Annotated in this window: 17 protein-coding genes; 13 read left to right on the top strand and 4 right to left on the bottom strand. The window is 67.3% G+C overall.

Annotation, left to right across the window (positions count from 1 at the left end):
* The first annotated feature begins 31 nt into the window (after positions 1–31).
* From N440_RS13040 to pbpC, 6 genes are all read left to right on the top strand, one after another.
* Positions 32–274 (top strand): type II toxin-antitoxin system ParD family antitoxin, encoded by a 243-nt coding sequence (locus N440_RS13040; protein WP_087923336.1) that lies wholly within the window; start codon positions 32–34, stop codon positions 272–274.
* Positions 271–633 carry a type II toxin-antitoxin system RelE/ParE family toxin gene (locus N440_RS13035; RefSeq protein ID WP_133935334.1) on the top strand — a complete coding sequence of 121 codons (363 nt, stop codon included), beginning with the start codon at positions 271–273 and terminating at the stop codon, positions 631–633. The genes N440_RS13040 and N440_RS13035 overlap by 4 nt, the downstream gene beginning before the upstream one ends.
* Before the next feature lie 3 nt (positions 634–636).
* Positions 637–1,815 (top strand): 2-methylaconitate cis-trans isomerase PrpF, encoded by a 1,179-nt coding sequence (gene prpF, locus N440_RS13030; protein WP_133935333.1) that lies wholly within the window; start codon positions 637–639, stop codon positions 1,813–1,815.
* 71 nt (positions 1,816–1,886) lie between these two features.
* Entirely contained in the window at positions 1,887–3,347 is a 1,461-nt protein-coding gene (locus tag N440_RS13025; protein WP_133935332.1) for a bifunctional 2-methylcitrate dehydratase/aconitate hydratase, read from the top strand.
* A 205-nt stretch (positions 3,348–3,552) separates the two neighbouring features.
* Positions 3,553–8,460, top strand: a complete 4,908-nt coding sequence (locus tag N440_RS13020; RefSeq protein WP_133935331.1) for an alpha-2-macroglobulin — start codon at positions 3,553–3,555, stop codon at positions 8,458–8,460.
* A 49-nt stretch (positions 8,461–8,509) separates the two neighbouring features.
* On the top strand, positions 8,510–10,891 hold the full coding sequence (pbpC, locus tag N440_RS13015) for a penicillin-binding protein 1C (RefSeq protein WP_133935330.1): 2,382 nt from the start codon (positions 8,510–8,512) through the stop codon (positions 10,889–10,891).
* Between the two features lie 113 nt (positions 10,892–11,004).
* On the opposite strand, the gene N440_RS13010 is transcribed toward pbpC, so the two are convergent.
* Positions 11,005–11,580: a ferritin-like domain-containing protein gene (locus N440_RS13010; RefSeq protein WP_006463374.1), complete on the bottom strand. Its 576-nt coding sequence runs from the start codon at positions 11,578–11,580 to the stop codon at positions 11,005–11,007.
* 29 nt (positions 11,581–11,609) lie between these two features.
* On the bottom strand, positions 11,610–12,092 hold the full coding sequence (locus N440_RS13005; protein ID WP_008267565.1) for a peroxiredoxin: 483 nt from the start codon (positions 12,090–12,092) through the stop codon (positions 11,610–11,612).
* Positions 12,093–12,339: 247 nt separating this feature from the next.
* On the opposite strand from N440_RS13005, the gene N440_RS13000 reads away from it, so the two are divergent.
* Positions 12,340–13,227, top strand: a complete 888-nt coding sequence (locus tag N440_RS13000; protein WP_133935329.1) for a DnaJ C-terminal domain-containing protein — start codon at positions 12,340–12,342, stop codon at positions 13,225–13,227.
* A 233-nt stretch (positions 13,228–13,460) separates the two neighbouring features.
* Here N440_RS13000 and pilH read toward each other — a convergent pair whose 3' ends face one another.
* Both pilH and N440_RS12990 read right to left on the bottom strand, forming a co-directional pair.
* Positions 13,461–13,832, bottom strand: a complete 372-nt coding sequence (gene pilH / locus N440_RS12995) for a twitching motility response regulator PilH (RefSeq protein ID WP_005410644.1) — start codon at positions 13,830–13,832, stop codon at positions 13,461–13,463.
* An 88-nt stretch (positions 13,833–13,920) separates the two neighbouring features.
* Positions 13,921–14,916: a YhdH/YhfP family quinone oxidoreductase gene (locus N440_RS12990; RefSeq protein WP_133935328.1), complete on the bottom strand. Its 996-nt coding sequence runs from the start codon at positions 14,914–14,916 to the stop codon at positions 13,921–13,923.
* Between the two features lie 153 nt (positions 14,917–15,069).
* Here N440_RS12990 and hflK point away from each other — a divergent pair, with 153 nt between their 5' ends.
* From hflK to N440_RS12960, 6 genes are all read left to right on the top strand, one after another.
* Complete coding sequence (gene hflK / locus N440_RS12985; protein ID WP_053510401.1) at positions 15,070–16,203, top strand: FtsH protease activity modulator HflK; 1,134 nt, start codon at positions 15,070–15,072, stop codon at positions 16,201–16,203.
* On the top strand, positions 16,200–17,063 hold the full coding sequence (locus tag N440_RS12980; protein ID WP_006463283.1) for a protease modulator HflC: 864 nt from the start codon (positions 16,200–16,202) through the stop codon (positions 17,061–17,063). Before hflK ends, N440_RS12980 begins: the two co-directional genes overlap by 4 nt.
* 68 nt (positions 17,064–17,131) lie before the next feature.
* A complete protein-coding gene (locus N440_RS12975) occupies positions 17,132–17,317 on the top strand; it encodes a DUF2065 family protein (RefSeq protein ID WP_005410640.1) in 186 nt (61 codons plus the stop codon).
* A gap of 325 nt (positions 17,318–17,642) precedes the next feature.
* Complete coding sequence (locus tag N440_RS12970) at positions 17,643–18,935, top strand: adenylosuccinate synthase (protein WP_040007290.1); 1,293 nt, start codon at positions 17,643–17,645, stop codon at positions 18,933–18,935.
* A gap of 585 nt (positions 18,936–19,520) precedes the next feature.
* Complete coding sequence (locus tag N440_RS12965; protein ID WP_343133946.1) at positions 19,521–19,970, top strand: hypothetical protein; 450 nt, start codon at positions 19,521–19,523, stop codon at positions 19,968–19,970.
* Between the two features lie 154 nt (positions 19,971–20,124).
* Positions 20,125–20,769 (top strand): hypothetical protein, encoded by a 645-nt coding sequence (locus N440_RS12960; RefSeq protein WP_133935327.1) that lies wholly within the window; start codon positions 20,125–20,127, stop codon positions 20,767–20,769.
* The last annotated feature ends 93 nt before the right edge of the window (positions 20,770–20,862 follow it).

Here is a 20,862-nt window from a genome sequence, read left to right as displayed (position 1 = left end):
GACTTGGCAAAAACTGCCAATGGAGAGTTTCATGGCCACCATGAACATTTCGCTGACCGACCCGCTCAAGCAGTTCGTGGACGAGGAAGTGCGCGAAGGCGGCTACTCCAGCACGTCGGACTATGTGCGCGACCTGATCCGCCAGCGGCAGCGCAGCAAGGCCGAAGAACTGCTCAAGCAGCTGATTGCCGAGGGGCTGGCGTCGGGGCCTTCGGCGCCTCTGCCGCCGGATCACTTCGACAAGCTGCGCGAGCGTGCACGGAACCGCAAGTGAAACCCTCGCATTGGTCCCCTGCAGCGGTTCGAGATCTTGACCAGGCAGCAGGCTGGTATGCAGATCAAGGCGGGGAAGTGCTGGAAATCGGCTTCATCGATGCGGTGGAATCTGTTGTAAAGCTGATCGAGGCCCACCCCGGTGCCGGTTCCGCACTGCATGCGGGTCTGTTGCCCTCGCTGCCAGCACCATTGCGTTTTCATCCGGTTCGTCGCTTCGACGGCTACCTGGTCTACTACGTGGAGCTACCTGCGCACGTTTCCATCGTGCGTATCTGGAATGCTTCGCGGGGCATGGAAGCACTGTTCGAAGACGAGGAGCTCAACCCCGATATTGGTTCGTCGCAACCAGGATACTGATCCATGACCTTCCTACCGCAACTCCGAATTCCCGCCACCTACATGCGCGGCGGCACCAGCAAGGGCGTGTTCTTCCGCCTGCAGGACCTGCCCGACGCCGCGCAGGTGCCGGGCGCTGCGCGCGACGCACTGCTGATGCGTGTGATCGGTTCGCCCGATCCGTATGGCAAGCAGACCGATGGCATGGGCGGTGCCACCTCCAGCACCAGCAAGTGCGTGATCATTTCCACCGCATCGGTGCCGGACCATGATGTCGACTACCTGTACGGCCAGGTCTCGATCGACACCGCCTTCGTCGACTGGAGTGGCAACTGCGGCAATCTCAGCACCGCGGTTGGCCCGTTCGCGATTGCCAACGGCCTGATCGATCCGGCCCGCGTACCGCGCGACGGCCTGTGCACCGTGCGCATCTGGCAGGCCAACATCGGCAAGACCATCATCGCCCACGTGCCGATGCGCGATGGCCAAGTGCAGGAGACCGGTGATTTCGAGCTGGACGGCGTGACCTTCCCGGCGGCCGAAATCCAGCTGGAATTCATTGATCCCTCCGACGACGGCGATGCCGGCGCGATGTTCCCCACCGGCAATCTGGTGGACACCCTCGACGTACCCGGTGTGGGCAGCTTCGAGGTGACGATGATCACCGCCGGTATTCCGACCATCTTCCTCAACGCCGCCGATCTGGGCTACACCGGCACCGAGCTGCAGCCGGCGATCAACGAAGACAAGGCAGCATTGCAGAAGTTCGAAACCATCCGTGCGCATGGCGCGCTGCGCATGGGCCTGATCTCGAAACTGGAAGACGCCGCCACCCGCCAGCACACGCCGAAGGTGGCCTTCGTGGCGCCGGCACAGGACTACGTGTCGTCCAGCGGCAAGGCCATTGCGGCCTCGGCCATCGACCTGCACGCGCGCGCGCTGTCGATGGGCAAGCTGCACCACGCGATGATGGGCACCGCCGCCGTGGCGATCGGCACCGCGGCGGCGATTCCAGGCACCCTGGTCAATCGTGCCGCCGGTGGCGGCGAACGCGAGGCGGTGACCTTCGGCCATCCCTCCGGCACGCTGCGCGTGGGCGCGCAGGCCGGACGCGTTGACGGCCAGTGGACGGTGACCAAGGCCATCATGAGCCGCAGCGCCCGCGTATTGATGGAAGGCAAGGTGCGGGTGCCGGCCGAATAGTGCTCTGGTAGCTGCCAACCTGGGTTGGCATGGTGCACGGGCAACCATGCACCGCAACGAGGAGATCAATGATGTCCAGCAACGCGCCCCCATCCAACGAACGTGCAGCGTGGGATGCGCTGCTGGTGGACATTGTCGACTACGTGCGCGACGCGCGCATCGACTCACCGCTGGCGTTCCAGACCGCGCATCACTGCCTGCTCGATACGCTGGGCTGTGGGCTGGAAGCGTTGTCCTTCCCGGCCTGCAGCAAGCTGCTCGGGCCGCTGGTGCCGGGCATCAGCGTGGTCAACGGCGCGCGCGTGCCGGGTACGCACTACGTACTGGACCCGGTGCAGGCCGCCTTCAACCTCGGCGCGATGGTGCGCTGGCTGGATTTCAACGACACCTGGCTGGCCGCCGAATGGGGTCATCCGTCGGACAACCTCGGCGGCATCCTCGCCGTCTGCGATTGGCTGGGGCGCAACGCACAGGCCCTGCGTCGCCCGCCGCCGACCCTGCACGACGTGCTGCTGGCGATGATCAAGGCGCACGAGATCCAGGGCGTGCTCGCGCTGCAGAATTCGTTCAACCGGGTCGGGCTGGACCATGTGGTGCTGGTCAAGGTGGCCACCACGGCGGTGGTCGCGCACCTGCTCGGGCTGGATCGCGAACGCATGCTCAATGCGCTGTCGCTGGCCTGGGTCGATGGCCAGGCGCTGCGGACCTATCGTCATGCGCCCAACACCGGCTCGCGCAAGAGCTGGGCGGCAGGCGATGCGACCAGTCGTGGCGTGCGCCTCGCCTTGATGGCGGCCAGTGGCGAAATGGGCTACCCCAGTGTGCTGAGCGCGCCGACCTGGGGCTTTGAGGCAGTGTCGATGCACGGCCAGCAGCTGACGCTGGGGCGGCCGCTGGGCAGCTATGTGATGGAAAACGTGCTGTTCAAGATCAGCTACCCGGCCGAGTTCCACGGCCAGACCGCGGTCGAGGCCGCGATCGCGCTGCACCAGCAGCTGCGCGCGATGGGGCGCCGGGTCGAGGACATCGCGCACATCGCGATCCGCACCCAGGAAGCCTGCATCCGCATCATCGACAAGCAGGGCCCGCTGCACAATCCGGCCGACCGCGACCACTGCGTGCAGTACATGGTCGCCATCGCGCTGCTGCATGGGCGGCTGGTGGCCGAGGATTACGAGGACGACGTTGCCGCCGATCCGCGCATCGACGCGCTGCGCGCGAAGATGGCCTGCCATGAAGACCCACGGCTCAGCGCCGATTACCTGGACCCGGACAAGCGCAGCATCGCCAACGGCCTGAGCGTGCGTTTCACCGATGGCAGCGAACTGCCGGAGGTGCTGGTGGAGTACCCGCTCGGTCACGCCCGGCGCCGCGAGGAAGGGATCCCGCTGCTGATGGACAAGTTCCGCCGGCACCTGGCCCACCGTTTCCCGACCGTCCAGCAGCAACGCATCCTGGCCGCGTCGCTGGACCCGGTGGCACTGGCGGCGATGCCGGTGACGGACTACGTGGACCTGTACCTGCCGGGGTAGGGGCGCTTCGCTGGATCTGACGCCGCGCCTGCTTGCCGGGCACGTGGCTGCACCCGCCTTGGTAGGTGCCAACCTTGGTCGGCACGGGCCAACGCCAACCAAGGTTGGCGGCTACGAGGGGTGCGGCCGGGGTTTCCGACCGCCGGGGCGTCAACACCTTGACGCGGCTTGCCTATAATGGCCGCCTCGATCAAGGAGTGACGACATGAGCGGTCCGGCGCGGCGGAAGCGGTGGGGATGGGCGGCGGCGGTACTGGCAGGAGGCCTGTTGCTGGGCCTGGCCGGCTGCCGCAACGACAGCGGGCAGTTGCCCAAGACCAGCGGTGAAGCGATCACCGCCAAAGCCGAGCAGGTGAAGGAATTCACCCTGCTGCGCGCCTACCCGGACCAGAAGAATGACGGCCTGTCATTGGCGCTGGAGTTCTCGCGCCCGCTGGTCGGCACCCAGGACTTCGACAAGCTGGTGCGCTTCGAGGAGAAGGTCGGCACCGATGACAGCAGCTGGACGCTGTCCGACGACGGCCTGACCCTGCGCTATCCGTTCGTCGAGGCCGGCAAGGAGTTCAGCCTGGTGGTCTCGGCCGACCTGCTGGCCGCCGATGGCAGCCGTCTCGGCAAGGAACTCAAGCAGAAGGTATTCAGCGGCGAACTGAAGCCGGTGGTCGGTTTCGCTTCGCAGGGCAGCGTGCTGCCGGCCAAGGACAGCCGCGGCCTGCCGGTGGTCTCGGTGAACGTGCCGGAGGTCGACGTCGAATTCCTGCGCGTGCGCGAGAAGGACCTGCCGACCTTCTTCAGCCAGTACCAGCGCGGCGGCCGCCGTGGCAGCTGGGAACTGAGCAGCGACTATGAGCGCAGCCCGATCAACAAGCTGGCCGAGCCGGTCTACGTCAACCGCTTCATCCTCGGTGGCAAGCAGAACGAGCGGGTGCTGACCTACCTGCCGACCCAGGACATCAAGGAGCTGCAGGAGCCGGGCCTGTATTTCGCCCTGCTCAAGCGCACCGGTGACTATGAAGGCGAGTTCGATACCGCGTTCTTCTCGGTCAGTGACATCGGCCTGCATACGCGTGCCTACAAGGACAAGCTGTTCGTGCACACCGCTGGCCTGAAGGACGGCGCGCCGCTGAAGGGCATCGACCTGCGCGTGCTCGATGCCAAGGGCGAGGTGGTGCTGAAGGGCAGCACCGACGGCAACGGCAATGCGCTGCTGAACTACACCCTGGATGCCACCCATGTGCTGGTCGCCAGCAGTGGCAAGGACACCAGCTTCCTGCCGTTCAACCAGCCGGCGCTGGACCTGAGCGAATTCGCCGTGGCCGGCCGTGACAATGCCTGGTTCGACGTCTACGCGTGGTCGGGCCGTGACCTGTATCGCCCGGGCGAAACCGTGCGCCTGTCCGCACTGCTGCGCGACAACGATGGCAAGCCGGTCAAGGCGCAACCGGTGTTCCTGCGGCTGAAGCAGCCCGACGGCAAGACCTTCCGCGAGACCCGCCTGCAGCCGGGCGACCAGGGCTACATCAACTTCGAGCAGGTGATCCCGGCCGAGGCGCCGACCGGGCGCTGGCAGGTCGAATTCCGCACCGATCCGGCCAGCAAGGAAGCGATCCAGGGCATGACCCTGCGCATCGAGGAGTTCCTGCCCGAGCGCATGAAGCTGGACCTGGACAGCGCACAGAAGACCCTGAAGCCGGGCGAAGAGCTGCGCCTGCAGGCCAACGGCGCCTACCTGTATGGCGCGCCGGCCGATGGCAACCGTTTCACCGCACGCATGGCGGTGGCGGCCGAACAGAAGCCGGTGGACGGCCTGCCGGGGTATTTCTTCGGCGACCCGACCCTGCAGCTGCCGCGCGAAGCCAAGGACGTGGTCGATACCACGCTGCCGGCCAATGGCCAGCTGCGCGAGGACGTGGCATTGCCGGAAGAGGCGGCCAAGGCCAAGGCGCCGATCGCGGTGGTGCTGTCCGGCAGCCTGTATGAAACCGGTGGCCGCACGGTCACCCGTACCCTGAAGCGGGTGATGTGGCCGGCCAACGCGCTGGTCGGCGTGCGCCCGCTGTTCAACCCCGATGATGGCGCCGATTCCAACGGCAATGCGCGCTTCGAGCTGATGCGCGTGGACGCCGCCGGTAACCCGCAGCCGGCCAAGGGCCTGAAGATCACCCTGGTGCGCGAACTGCGCGACTACCACTGGACCTTCAACGACAACCGCTGGGACTACGATTTCACCCGCCGCTTCGAGAACAAGGAAACCCGCACCGTCGACGCCGGCAGCAGCGCGGTCGCCTTCGATTTCCCGGTGGAGTGGGGCGAATACCGGGTGGACGTGTTTGATCCGTCCACCGGCCTGACCAGCCGCTACCCGTTCCGCGCCGGATGGAGCTGGGGCGATGACAACCGCGGCCTGGACGCACGCCCGGACAAGGTCAAGCTGGGCCTGGACAAGACCGGCTACAAGGCCGGTGACACGCTGGAAGTGACGGTGACCCCGCCGCACGCCGGCAAGGGCATCCTGATGGTCGAGACGGACCGCATGCTGTACGTGCAGGACATCGAGGCCAAGCCGGGTTCGACCTTCAAGATTCCGGTCACCGCCGACTGGGAGCGGCACGACGTCTACATCACCGCGCTGGTGTTCCGGGGCGGCAGTGCGCCGAGCAAGATCACCCCGGCCCGTGCGGTGGGCGTGGTGCATGTGCCGATGGACCGCAAGGGCCGCACCGTGGCCGTCGGCCTGGTCGCGCCCAAGCAGATGCGCCCGGAGCAGGACCTGCCGGTAACGGTCAGCGCACCTCAGCTGGCGGGCAAGACCGCGCACGTTACCGTGTCGGCGGTGGATGTGGGCATCCTCAACATCACCCGCTTCCCGGTGCCGGACGCTGGCGCGCACTTCTTCGCGCAGCGTCGTCTCGGCATTGATGCCTACGACATCTACAGCCGGGTGATCGAGAGCTTCGACGGTGGCGCCGGCAAGCTGAAGTTCGGCGGTGACATGGCCCTGCAGGCATTGCCGCAGGCCAAGCGCCCCACCGCGCGCGTGCAGACCGTGGACCTGTTCTCCGGCCCAGTGCAGCTCGACGCCAAGGGCATCGCCCGCATCCGCCTGAAGGTGCCGGACTTCAACGGCACCCTGCGCGTGTCGGCACTGGTCTACAGCGATGACCAGTACGGCAAGCGCGACGTGGAAACCGTGGTGCGTGCGCCGATCCTGGCCGAGGCCAGCATGCCGCGCGTGCTGGCGCCGGGCGACCGCAGCACCGTGACCCTGGACGTGCAGAACTTCACCGGCAAGCCGGGCCAGTTCAACGTGAAGGTGGAAAGCGAGGGGCCGCTGAACCTGGGCGAGGGCAGTCGCAGCGTGCAGTTGAATGCCGATGCCAAGACCACGTTGAGCTTCCCGCTGTCGGCACGCGAAGGCCACAGCGTGGCCAAGGTGCGGGTGCGCGTGGATGGCAACGGCTTCAAGGCCGATCGCCGTTACGAGCTGCCGGTGCGTGCGGCGTGGCCGCAGGTGCTGCGTTCGCAGGTGCGCACGCTCGATCCGCTGGCCGCGGTCAGCCTCGACAACAGCCTGACCGATGGCCTGATGTCCGAGTCGGTGAATGCGCGGCTGCTGGTCAGCCCGCTGCCGCCGATTCCGTTCGCCAGTGCGCTGCAGGGCGCGTTGAATTACCCCTATGGCTGTGCCGAACAGACCACCAGCAAGGGCTACGCTGCGCTGATCCTGGACCAGGCCACGTCGTCGATGCTCGGTGCCGACGGCCTGGATGCCAAGACCCGCCGCGAGCGCATGGAAGGTGCGTTCGGCCGCCTGGCGTCGATGCAGGTGGCCAACGGCAACTTCTCGATGTGGGGTGACGACGGTTACGTGAACCCGTGGCTGACCCCGTACATCACCGAGTTCCTGCTCGACGCCAAGGACGCTGGCTTCGCGGTGCCCGACAACGTGCTGCAGAAGGCGCTCAACCGCCTCAGCGAGGACCTGCTGTCCGGTGGCAACCAGTTCTACGGCCAGGATGATCGCGAGAAGCTGAAGTTCGCCAACCAGGCGTATTCGGGCTACGTGCTGGCCCGGGTGAACCGCGCGCCGCTGGGTACCCTGCGCACGCTGTACGACAACGAGCGCAGCAAGGCGGTCGGCGGCCTGCCGCTGGTCCACCTGGGCGTGGCGTTGTCGCTGCAGGGCGATGCCAAGCGCGGCCAGGCCGCGCTGGCCGCGGCGTTCGCCAAATCCAGCAGCGAACGCCCGTCGTACTTCGGTGACTACGGCAGCGCGATCCGTGATGACGCGCTGATGATCGCGCTGACCCACGAGAACAAGCTGGCCAAGCCGGCCTGGGACGCACGTGCGGTGGACCTCGGCCGTGGCCTGGACGCGCGCCGCAATGCTGGCTGGATGTGGCTGAGCACGCAGGAACAGGTGGCCATCGCCCGCCTCGGCAAGGCCCTGGCCGCCAACCAGAAGGCGCTGGTGGCCGGTGAGCTGGTGATCGGCGGCACGAGCGAGGCGATCGGCGAGCGCAAGCTGTTCGGCCGCAACTTCAGCGCCAGCGAACTGGCCAGTGGCGTGCGCTTCACCCCGCAGGGCCAGCCGCCGATGTTCGCCAGCATCGACGTGGCCGGCATCCCGCGCAGCGCGCCGGCACCGGACAACAGCGTGCTCGGCATCGAGCGCAGCTACTACGGCACCGATGGCAAGCCGTGGTCGCCGCGTCCGCTGAAGGAAGGCGAAGCGCTGATCGTGCGCGTCACCGTCACCGCCGATACCACGATGCCCGATGCGTTGCTGACCGACCTGCTGCCGGCCGGCCTGGAGATCGAGAACTTCAACCTGGGCGACGCCAAGCAGTGGGCCGATGTGGTGGTCGACGGCATCACCATCAGCGACCGTGGTGAAGCGGCCGATACCAAGCACGAGGAGTTCCGCGACGACCGCTATGTGGCCGCGCTGAAGCTCTCGCGTGGCAGCAAGGCCAGCGTGTTCTACCTGGTGCGTGCGGTGACCCCGGGTACCTACTCGGTGCCGCCGCCGCTGGTGGAGGACATGTACCGCCCGCAGCTGCGTGGCGTCGGCCGCAGCAACCCGACCACGATCACGGTGGTGCAGCCGTGACCGCGCGGACGGGCCGCGACGGCGCGGCCCGTCCCACTGGCAACCTGCAATGAACCGCACGATGACGACCCGGCTGGCGGCCCTGCGCCGCTGGCTGCGGCCGCTGTGGCCGTGGCTGCGATGGGGCACGGCCGCCACGCTGGCGCTGCTGCTGGTGCTGGATGTCGCCTTCCCGCCGCCGCTGCCGAAGCAGCGCGATACCAGTAGCCTGGTGGTGGCTGCCGACGGTACGCCGCTGCGTGCGTTCGCCGATGCCGAGGGCGTGTGGCGCTATCCGGCGTCGATCGAAAGCGTCTCGCCGTTGTACCTGCAGGCGCTGCTGACCTACGAAGACCGCTGGTTCTGGCGGCATCCGGGCATCAACCCGCTGGCGATCCTGCGTGCCAGTGGCCAGCTGCTGCGCGGCGGCCGCATCGTGTCCGGCGGTTCGACCCTGACCATGCAGGTCGCACGCATCCTCGACCCGCACACGCGCACGCCGTGGGGCAAGCTCAAGCAGATGCTGCGCGCGGTGCAGCTGGAAGTGCACCTGAGCAAGCGGCAGATCCTGGCCCTGTACCTGGAGCGCGCGCCTTACGGGGGCACCATCGAAGGCGTGGAAGCGGCCAGCTGGGCCTACCTGGGCAAGCCGGCGGCGCAGCTGTCGCACGCCGAGGCCGCGCTGCTGGCGGTGCTGCCGCAGGCCCCGAGCCGGCTGCGGCCGGACCGCCACCCGGAAGCGGCGCAGAAGGCACGCGACAAGGTGCTGTCACGCATGGCCGAACTGGGTGCGTGGACGCCGGACGAGGTGGAGGACGCGCGCATCGAGAACGTGGTGGCACGCTCGCTGCGGCCGCCGCTGCACGCCGCGCTGCTGGCGCAGCGCCTGCATTCGGCGCATCCGGGCCAGGCACGCATCCAGAGCAGCATCGACATCGGCCTGCAGCGTACGCTGGAAGAACGCGTGGCCAGCTATTTCTCGACGCTGCCGGAGCGCACGTCTGCTGCGCTGCTGGTGGTCGACAACCAGACCCTGCAGGCGCGCGCCTATGTCGGCACCCTGGCGTTCGGTGACCGCCAGCGGCTGGGCCACGTGGACATGGTGCAGGCCTGGCGCTCGCCGGGCTCCACGCTCAAGCCGTTCCTGTATGCGATGGCGCTGGATGATGGCCTGATCCATTCGGAAAGCCTGCTGGTCGATGCGCCGCAGAGCTTCGGCAGCTATCGCCCCGGCAATTTCGACATGGCGTTCAACGGGCCGATCGGCGCTGCCAGCGCGTTGCGGCTGTCGCTGAACGTGCCTTCGGTGGACCTGCTGCAGCGGGTCGGCGCGGCGCGCTTTGCCGCGCGCCTGTCGCACGGCGGCATCCAGCTGCGTTTCCCGCCCGGCAGCACGCCCAACCTGTCGTTGATCCTGGGCGGCACCGGCGCGCGCCTGGAGGATCTGGTCGGCGCGTTCGCTGCGCTCAACCGCAACGGCATCGCCGGCCGCGTGCGCTACACCGATGACGAGCCGATGATCGAGCGCCGCCTGGCCTCGCCGGGGGCCAGCTGGATCGTGCGCGAGATGCTGGAGTCGAACCCGCGCCCGGGCTACAGCATCGGCACCTTCGACGTCGGTGGCCGCCCGCGCGTGGCCTGGAAGACCGGCACCAGTTATGGCTACCGCGATGCGTGGGCGATCGGCAGCACCCGCCACTACACCGTGGGCGTGTGGGTGGGGCGTCCGGACGGCACGCCGCTTCCCGGCCAGTACGGCGCGGTGACCGCCCTGCCGCTGATGTTCGAAGTGGTGGACAGCCTGCCGCGCCAGCGCGGTGACTCGGCTGCCGCACCGATGCCGGCCAGCGTCAGCCAGGAAGAGATCTGCTGGCCGACCGGCGAGCGGGCCGAAGGCCTGCCGGCCGCACTCTGCCAGCGGCGGATGCCGGCCTACCTGCTTGAGGGCGCGGCACCGCCGACCTTCCCCGAGCGCGAAGCACGGCGCTGGCAGCCGGGCCGACAGCGCTACCTGGCCGATGCGCGCAGTGGCCTGCGGGTGTCCGCCGATTGCAGCGCGCCCCATGAAGAAGTGGCGCGTGAGATCGCGCGCTGGCCGGCGCTGCTGTCGCCCTGGCTGTCCAAGGCCACGCGCGAGGCCTCGCAGCTGCCGCCGTTGTCGCCGGATTGCCGTGATGATGGCCGCGAGGCCAGCGTCGCACTGCACATCGACGGGCTCAATGACGGCGCCACGCTGGCGCGCGCGCCGAATGCGGAGCATGGCGTGCGCCTGCAGCTGCGCGCACTGGGCAGCGAGCAGGCGGTGGACTGGCTGCTGGATGGTCGCTGGGTCGCGCAGACCCGTGGCGCGCAGCTGATGCAGCGTGAGTTCGCCGAACCGGGGGCACATACCCTGACCGCGTTGGCGGCCGATGGGGCATGGACGCAGGTGCGATTCAACGTCCTGCGGTAGGTGCCGACCTTGGTCGGCACTCGGTGCAACGCCAACGACATCGCGTGCTCTGGTAGGTGCCAATGTTGGTTGGCACGCGGCAAAGGCGCCCACCAAGGTGGGCATCTACCAGATCATTCCCCGATCCACCCATCCAGCAGGTCGGCGAACTCGTCGGCGTGTTCCTCTTCCTGCGCGAGGATCTCTTCGAGGATGCGCTTGGTGGTGGTATCGCGGTCGCCGATGAAGTTGATCATCTCGCGGTAGCTGTCGATGGCGATGCGCTCGGCCACCAGGTTTTCACGGACCATGTCGCGCAGGTCGCTGCCTTCCTTGTACTCGGCATGCGAACGCGCGGTCAGCGTATCGGGATTGAAATCGGGTTCGCCGCCGAGCTGGACGATGCGCTCGGCCAGCTTGCCGGCATGAGCCTGTTCCTGCTGTGCATGTTCGAGGAACTCTGCTTTCACCGCGTCGGCCAGCATGCCCTTGGCCATGAAGTAGTGCCGGTAGTAGCGCAGCACGCACACGTATTCGGTGGCCAGGGCATCGTTGAGCAGCTTGATCACCACCTTGCGGTCGGCGCTGTAGCTGTCGGTGATCGCACCATCCTCGATGTTGCGGCGGGCGCGGTCACGCAGGGTCTTGCGGTCACTGATGCCGGGAATCTTCGCGGCGGGCTTGGGGGCTTTGGCTGGCTTGCTGGACATGGCTGGCCGTTTCCTCTTGCGGTTGGTAGTCAGGTGGGCAGGTGCTCCAGCACGTACTCGGCTGAAGAGACTTCGAACTGGCCGGGCTGTTCGATCCAGGCTGCGCGCACCACGCCGTCGACCACGTACAGCGCGAAGCGGCGCGAGCGGATGCCCATGCCCGAGGCGCTGGCATCAAGTTCCAGGCCGAGCGCGCGGGTCAGTTCGGCATTGCCATCGGACAGCATCAGCAGGCCGTCAGGCACGCTTTGGTCGGCGGCCCAGGCCTTCATCACGAAGGGGTCGTTGACCGCCATGCAGTAGACGTCGATGCCGCGCTGGCGGAACGCCTCGAATTTCTCGACGTAGCCGGGCAGGTGTCGGGCCGAACAGGTCGGGGTGAACGCACCGGGCACGGCAAACAGCACCACCTTGCGCGCGTCGAACAGCGAATGCGTATCGAGCGTTTCGATGCCCTCGCGGATGCGCTTGAGGGTCACTTCCGGGATGCGGTCGCCAACGTGGATGGTCATGGTGAACTCCTTGCAGGGGCAGGCTAGTGGCCCGCATGGGACAGCGACGTCAAGACATTGGAAAACCGGTGTGCAGGCCCCATCTTCAGGCTTTGCCGCATAGCCTGGGGCATCGGGATGGCAGCCGCATTGCGCAGGATCAGTCGGCCTCACCGCGGCCGCACGATGGGCGGCGTAGCATCGCCGGCGCGTAGAATGAACCCGGGGCGGCGCCACCGGCGCGGCCGAAGCGAATCGAGGTAGCTGGATGGAATTCAAGGATTACTACGCCACCCTGGGGGTGGAACCGAGCGCGGGCGAGGCGGAGATCAAGACCGCCTACCGCCGGCTGGCACGCAAGTACCACCCGGATGTCAGCAAGGAGGCCGGGGCCGAAGACAAGTTCAAGGCGGTCAACGAGGCCTACGAGGCGCTGCGCGATCCCGAGAAGCGCGCGGCCTATGACCAGCTGCGCGCGCAGGGGTACCGCCCGGGCGAGGAATTCAACGTGCCGCCGAACTATGGCGGCGCCGGTGGCTTCAATTTCGAGGAAGTGTTCGGCGGTGGCGGCCCCAATGGCGGCTTCAGCGACTTCTTCGAGAGCCTGTTCGCACGCCAGCGTGGCGGTGCCGGCCCGGGGCCGGGCTTCAGCAGCCAGGGCCATGCGCCCAACCGCGATACCCGCGCCAAGCTGTCGGTCCCGCTGGAGGCGGCCTACAACGGCGACAGCCTGCGCATCACCGTCAACGGCAAGCAGCTGGACGTGCGCGTGCCCAAGGGCATCCGCCCGGGCCAGGTGATCCGCCTGGCCGGGCAGGGCAACCACGGCGGCAACCTGCTGCTGGAAGTGGAGTACGCCGCGCACCCGCAGTTCGAGGTCGATGGCCGCAACATCCTCTATACGCTGCCGGTCACGCCGTGGCAGGCAGCGCTGGGTACCAGCCTGAGTGTGCCGACGCTGGGAGGTACGGTGGAACTGAAGATCCCGGCCGATTCCGATGCCGGGCGCAAGCTGCGCCTGCGTGGGCGTGGCCTGCCGGGCAATCCGGACGGCGACCAGATCGTCGAGATCGAGATCGTGGCCCCGGCTGCGACGGACGAGGCGCAGAAGAAGGCCTACCGGAACCTGGCAAAGGCATTCGGCGAGTCAATCTGAAGGTGGCGCCGGGCCACGCCCGGCGACTTTGATATGTAGAGTTGAGCCATGCTCGACTCAGCAAAAACGTGCCGACCAAGGTCGGCACCTACCAGGGCGATGTGCCGACCAAGGTCGGCACCTACCAGGGCGATGTGCCGACCAAGGTCGGCACCTACCAGGGCGATGTGCCAACCAAGGTTGGCACCTACCAGGGCGATGTGCCAACCAAGGTTGGCACCTACCGGAATGTTTCAGCCCTGCCCGGCGAACACCCGCTCCAGCACCTCGGACAGTTCGTCTTCCGAGAACGGCTTGGTGATGTAGGCCTTGGCGCCCTGGCGCATACCCCACATGCGGTCGGTGTCCTGGTCCTTGGTGGTCACCAGGATCACCGGAATGTGCCGGGTCGCCTCGTCGCGGGCGAGGGTGCGGGTGGCCTGGAAACCATTGAGGTTGGGCATCACCACGTCCATCAGGACCAGGTCGGGCAGCTCGGCCTTGGCGGTTTCGACCCCGGCGGCGCCATCGGTGGCGGTCAGGATCTGGTGCCCGAGCTTCTCGACGATGCGCTGTATCCCCAACAGCTGCGACGGTGAGTCGTCGACAATCAGAATGCGTGCCATGTTGTTCCCCATGTAATGCCCGCAGTGTAGTGCGGGCACATTACCGGCGGGAGGGGCGCGCATGCCGTCCGTCGCCTGCCTGCGACGTTCAGTCGATCCGCACCACGGTGCGGCCCAGTGAACCACCGGCCAGCATCCGCTCGAACACCGCTGGCAGGCCATCAAGGCCGACCTCGGCGGTGCAGATGCGGTCCAGGTGCTGCGGCTTCCACTCGTTGCCCAGGCGTGCCCACACCTCCTCGCGCAGCCTCCGCGGTGCATTGGCCGACGAAACGCCCAGAAGCGACACGCCGCGCAGGATGAACGGCATCACCGTCATGTCCAGCGTGGGGCTGGCAGCCAGGCCGGCGCTGACCACGCTGCCATAGGGCACGGTCTGTGCCAGCAGGCTGGCCAGCATCGGGCCGCCGGCATTGTCGAGGCCACCGCCGAAGCGCGCCGACTGCAGCGGGCCGGTGTCGGCCAGCGCCGCGCGCGGCAGCACCTCGCTGGCACCGATGCCGCGCAGGAAGTCGGCCTGGTCCGGCTTGCCGCTGATCGCGTGCACGCTGTAGCCGGCACGGCTGAAGATCGACAGCGCCAGCGCACCGACGCCACCGCTGGCGCCGGTGACCGCCAGCGGGCCGAGGTCCGGGGTCTGCCGGTTGTCCTGCATGCGCAGCAGCGCCAGCGCGGCAGTGAAGCCGGCGGTGCCCAGCACCATCGCCTCGCGCGGGCTCAGCCCGGCTGGCTGGGCAATCACCGCGCGTGATTCCAGCCGCACGTATTGGCTGTAGCCGCCGTCACGGGTCTCGCTGAGGCCGCAGCCGGTGGCCAGTACCGCGTCGCCTTCACGCCAGTCCGGGTCGGTGCTGGCGACCACGGTGCCGGCCACGTCGATGCCGCCCACCAGCGGGAAGCGGCGCAGGATCTTCCCTTTGCCGGTGCCTGCCAGCGCATCCTTGTAATTGACCGAGGACCAGTGGGCGCGGATCAGCACCTGGCCGGGGTTGAGGTCGTCGACACTGAGCTGGGCCAGGCCGCTGCGGTAGCCGGCGTCGTCGTTTTCGATGCGGAAGGCGGTGAACGGGGTGGTGGGGGCCATCGGCGCTGCCTGACTTCGAGGAAAACGTCACCTTACCCGGTTGCCCCCCTTTCGATCCTGCCGATCCGCCCCATCTTGTATGATCGGTAATGGTTTCACGGCTGGCGCCGCGGGAAGGGCCCGCGCCGCAGCCCACATCTTGATGGAGCGTGCATGGCCTGGAATACACCCGGCGGCAACAAGGGCGGACAAGGCCCCGAGGACAATCGACGCGGGCCGTTCGGGTCGCGCGGCGGTGGCAATGGTGGTGGCTGGGGCGGACTGCCCGGGCCGCTGAAGGACCTGTTCGACGGCGGCATCGTGCGTTGGATCGTCGCGGCCGTGGTGCTGCTGGTGCTGTTCTCCAGCTTCCAGCTGATCGGCGAACAGCAGCGCGGCGTGGTGCTGCGCTTCGGCCAGTTCTCGCGGATCCTGCAGCCCGGCCCGAACTTCAAGCTGCCGTGGCCGATCGAATCGGTCACCAAGGTCAACGCCACCGAGATCAAGACGTTCTCGATCCAGGTGCCGGTGCTGACCCGTGACGAGAACATCGTCAACGTCTCGCTGAACGTCCAGTACCGCATCGACGACCCGCAGCAGTACCTGTTCGGCACCGTTGATGCCAACCAGGTGCTGGAGCAGTCGGCGCAGAGCGCGGTGCGCGAGGAAGTCGGCCGCGCCGACCTCAATGCCGTGCTGAACAACCGTGGCCCGCTGGCCGTGGCCGCCGAAGAGCGCCTGCAGGCGCTGCTGAAGGCGTTCAAGACCGGCTTGACCGTGACCGGCCTGACCCTGCAGGACGCCCGTCCGCCGGAAGAAGTGAAGCCGGCCTTCGACGAGGTCAACGGCGCCCAGCAGGTCAAGGAACGCCTGATCAACGAAGCCCAGGCCTACGCCGCCAAGGTCGTGCCGGAAGCCCGAGGCCAGGCCTCGCGTGCCCGTACCACCGCCGAGGGCTACAAGCAGGCCGTGGTGTCCAAGGCCGAGGGTGACGCGCAGCGCTTCAGCCTGTTGCAGGCCCAGTACAAGGACGCCCCGGAAGTGACCCGCAAGCGCCTGTGGCTGGAGACCGTGCAGCAGGTGCTGAGCGAGAACCGCAAGGTGATCGGTGGCGATGGCCGCCAGCTGATCTACGTGCCGATGACCGGCGATACCCGTCCCAGCACCTCGGCCCCGGCCGCAGTGGCGAACCCGGACGTGGTGATGCCGTCGCTGCCGGGTGCAGCGGCGGAAGCTTCCCGTGATCCGGGCCGGCCGGTGGGCCGCCCGACCGGGCGACCGAGCGGCCGTGAGGAGGGCAGCCGATGAAGAGTCCAATCTGGATCGCCGTGATCGTGGCGGTGGCGCTGGGCCTGCTCGGCTCGGTGTACGTGGTCCGCGAGGACCAGACCGCCATGGTCCTGAACCTGGGCAAGGTGGTGCGTTCGGACATCAAGCCGGGCCTGCATTTCAAGGTGCCGGTGGTGGAAACGGTGAAGGTCTTCGACCGCCGCTTCCAGGTGCTCGACACCGCGCCGGCGCGCTACTTCACCGCCGAGCAGAAGGACGTCAGCGTCGACTTCTTCGCCATCGGCTACATCTCCAACGTGGGTGACTACTTCCGTGCCACTGGCGGCGATCCGCGCATCGCCAATGCCCGCCTGGCCCCGATCATCACCGACTCGCTGCGCAACCAGATCAACTCGCGCACCCTGCAGCAGCTGGTATCCGGTGATCGCAGCGAGCTGATCGCCGAGCAGCTGAAGGGGATCAACGAAGCCGTGGCCGGCCTGGGCATGCAGATGATCGACCTGCGCATCAAGCAGGTGGACCTGCCGACCGACAGCCAGGTGATCAACGACGTGTACGAGCGCATGCGCGCGCAGCGCAAGCAGGAAGCGGCCAAGCTGCGTGCGGAAGGCGAGGAACAGTCGCTGACCATCCGCGCCCAGGCCGACCGTGACAGCACCGTGCTGATCGCCGAGGCCGAGCGCGATGCACAGCGCCTGCGCGGTGAAGGCGATGCCGATGCCGCCCGCATCTACGGCAAGGCCGGCTCGGCCGACCCGTCGTTCTACGCGTTCTACCGCAGCCTGGAGGCCTACCGTGGCTCCATGACCGACGGCAACGGCGTGATCGTGCTCGACAAGAACGACCCGTTCCTGCAGTACCTGAAGAACGACCGCTGAGGTCGCAGGGCATTACCCCACGGGGCCCGGCCAGATGCCGGGCCCCGTGCTTTTTCCGGAGTCCCCCCATGAAAGATCTGTTCGCCGCCGTCTGCCTGGTGGCGGTGCTGGAAGGCCTGTTCCTGTTTGTTGCCCCGTTCGCCTGGAAGCGCATGGCCGAGCGCCTGCTGGACCTGCCCAGCCCGGCCCTGCGCAGCTTCGGCGGGCTGGTGCTGCTGGCCGGGCTGAGCCTGCTGTGGTGGGCCCGGCACTGAAGGCCCGGCACGGCCGCCTGCGTTCACATGCGTGGCCCGGCTCTGGTAGATGCCAACCTTGGTTGGCATTGCCGGCCAGCGGCCGGCACGACCGGGCGGGGCGGCTGACCGGCCGGTAAAGCCGCCCGTCGGAAAGGTGGCACCCGACCCCGGAAACCCGGATAATGCACAAAAGCCGGACGGGCCTCCCCGTTCGGCTTTTTCCGTGTCTGGGCCTTCCATCGTCGGCGCTCCCCGTTTGGAGCTGCCATCCAGGTGCTGGCCAGCCCCGCCACGGTTTACCCGTCCGCGGCCCCGATGGCCGCAACAAATCGAGGAGCCCGTCATGGGTCAGTCTGTCGTAGTGTTGGGTGCCCAGTGGGGCGATGAAGGCAAGGGCAAGATCGTCGATCTGCTCACCGAGGAAATCGGCGCCGTGGTGCGCTTCCAGGGCGGGCACAATGCCGGCCACACCCTGGTCATCAATGGCAAGAAGACCGTCCTGCACCTGATCCCGTCGGGCATCCTGCGTGACGATGCGCTGTGCCTGATCGGCAACGGTGTGGTGATCTCGCCGGCCGCGCTGCAGAAGGAAATCGCCGAGCTGGAAGCCTCCGGCGTGGAAGTGCGTTCGCGCCTGAAGATCTCCCCGGCCGCGCCTCTGATCATGCCGTACCACATCGCCCTGGACCAGGCGCGCGAACGCGCTGCCGGTGGCAAGGCGATCGGCACCACCGGCCGTGGCATCGGCCCGGCCTACGAAGACAAGGTGGCGCGTCGCGGCATCCGCATCGCCGACCTGCATTACCCGAAGCAGCTGGAAGAACTGCTGCGCACCGCGCTGGATTACCACAACTTCGTGCTGACCAAGTATCTGAACACCGATGCGGTCGACTTCCAGAAGACCTTCGACGAAGCGCTGGCCTTCGGCGAGTACGTGCAGCCGATGAAGTCCGACGTGGCCGGCATCCTGCACGACCTGCGCAAGCAGGGTAAGCGCGTGCTGTTCGAAGGTGCGCAGGGCGCACTGCTGGACATCGACCACGGCACCTACCCGTACGTCACCAGCTCCAACACCACCGTCGGTGGTGCGCTGGCCGGTTCCGGCGTCGGCGCCGATTCGATCGACTACGTGCTGGGTATCGCCAAGGCCTACGCCACCCGCGTCGGCGGTGGCCCGTTCCCGACCGAGCTGGACGACGAAGTCGGCCAGGGCATCCGTGACCGCGGCGCCGAGTACGGTGCGTCGACCGGTCGCCCGCGTCGCTGCGGCTGGATGGACATCGTCGCGCTGAAGCGCGCCGTGGCCATCAACGGCATCAGCGGCCTGTGCATCACCAAGCTGGACGTGCTGGACGGCATGGAAAAGCTGAAGGTCTGCATCGCCTACGAATACAACGGCAAGCGCACCGAGTACGCGCCGCTGGACGCGCAGGGCTGGGAAGACTGCACCCCGGTCTACCTGGAGTTCCCGGGCTGGACCGAGAACACCCACGGCATCACCAACTGGGATGACCTGCCGCCGGCCGCACGCGCTTACCTGCGTTCGCTGGAAGAGCTGGCCGGTTGCCCGATCAGCATCGTCTCCACCGGCCCGGACCGCGACCACACCATGGTCCTGCAGGATCCGTTCGCCTGAGGTAACGCTGTTCAACTGAAAAAAGAGCGCCGCGACTCCCTGTAGGGTCGCGGCGCTTTGTTTTGGGCCGGTTTCATCTGTTGGCAGTCCGTGCGGGCTTCAGTAGTGCCAGCCCATGGCTGGCAGAACCGAAGCCACCAACATGTCGCGTCCAGCGCGCCAAATCGGCCGAACACGTCAAATTCTCCCAAGCCACACATCCCTCATGCTCCCCGCATACAACTTCTTGTAAGCGATAAACGTCACACGCCATTCTGAAGTGAGGGTTGCTCGCGTCACCGCACGTCGCTCTCGTCCGCGCATCAGCACAGTCGCGGCTGTTCCTGTCGCATCCACCATTCCCCGCGCATGCAACACTTCGCCCTGCGCTCTCGATTCATCCGAACCTTTCGGATTTTTCTCATTGAATCGAACATGCAGGCGTAGACACCATGGCGCGCCACCGGAAAAGGGTGGCCGGGCGTGCAAACCCGAGATAGGTGTTACTTACGCTTGCCAGCCGGCACCGTCCTGAAGCGGTGCCGGCTGGCAATCCGTCGGCCTTTATGGCGGGCGGTGCGTGGGGGTCTTCGGACCCGCCGGTCATTGGTAACTATCTATCCCGGTTTGCAACCCGCACCGTCCGCCACCCGCTTCCGCGCGGTGGCGCTGTTAAGTACAGCCACGGAAGCCGACGCCATGACCAGTCGCAAGACCCCGCCGTTCCATGTTGTTGAGCCCATCAACGACGACGCCAATCCCGCCGACGATCTCAGCACGTTCCAGGGCTGCCTCACCCGCATCCGTGATGGCGAAGGTTCCGATGGCATGTTGTGGCCGGAGGAGGCCCTGTCCGACGGACGACGTCAGTCCCTGGCGCGGATCGACCGTGCGGCCGTGGGCATCCTCACCGCGGTGGAAATGCTGCACGCGGCCAACCGTTGCGCCAGCATGGCGACGCCGCGCAGGCACCTGGACGAAGGTGTGGTGGAAGGGCTGTTCTTCGCCTGCCGCGAACTTGCCGAGCTGGTCTGCAGGGAAGTCAGGCCGGCCTGACTCCTTCCGCATGTGCGATGCCCGGCCTCGCCATATGGCGAGGTACCGGGTGGGTTCACGCGCTGCTTTACGCCGGCACTGTGGGCACGTGCAGTTCTGCGCTACGTTGTGGCCAATGCCAGCAGGGATGCAGCGCGATGACCGGAGGTTCGGCATGAAGGGCGAGACGGTCGCACGGGTGGCCCTGTGGCTGCTGTGGAGCCTATGGGCGCTGGCCTGCATCGTGCTGCTGCTGGGCGCAGCCGCCAACTATCTGGCCTCGCGCACGCAGACCCTGTCACTGGTGCTGCAGCCGGGCGCCTCGGCCGAGATCACGGTCTACCGTTTCATCGATGATCCGCTGCGCCTGCGACTGCGCTATGCCGATGACGGCGCCAATCCTTTGGTTGACCCCGCGCTGCGCCTGCGCGCTGAAACGCCGACCGATCGCAACGAGTTCCGCGCGGACACGCGCTCAGCTGCAGAAACGACCGAGGTCATTCGTGCACTGGAATCGGTCGAGCCCGACCGCTTCGCCGCCTCGTACTTCGGCTACGGCCGCGGTGATGCATTGCCGCGTGGCCGTTCCTGGCTGCGGCTGACCGTGCTGGCGGTCGACCCGGCGCTGGCTGGCCGTGCGGCCTCGGTGGACCTGCTGCCGCCGATGGACGTGCTGAAACTGACCGACCTGGACTACCTCTGGCTGTGGCCGTTCTTCTTCTGGCAGCCGGTGGCGCTCCTTTTACTGATTGCCGGTGGCGGACTGGCGGCTGCCAGCATCGCGCTGCGGCGCTGGCGAAGCCGTCCTCCACCCCGGTAGCGCCGGGCCATGCCCGGCAGTGCACTTGCCAGATACCCAATATGGGTAGGATCGTACCCAAATCGGGCATCACTGCGACTGGCTCTGCCACGC

The sequence above is a fragment of the Stenotrophomonas sp. CC22-02 genome, assembly GCF_004365115.1.
Classification (GTDB): Bacteria; Pseudomonadota; Gammaproteobacteria; order Xanthomonadales; family Xanthomonadaceae; genus Stenotrophomonas; species Stenotrophomonas forensis.
Note: the sequence above shows the minus strand (reverse complement) of the source record. Positions and strands in the feature narration are given on the sequence as shown.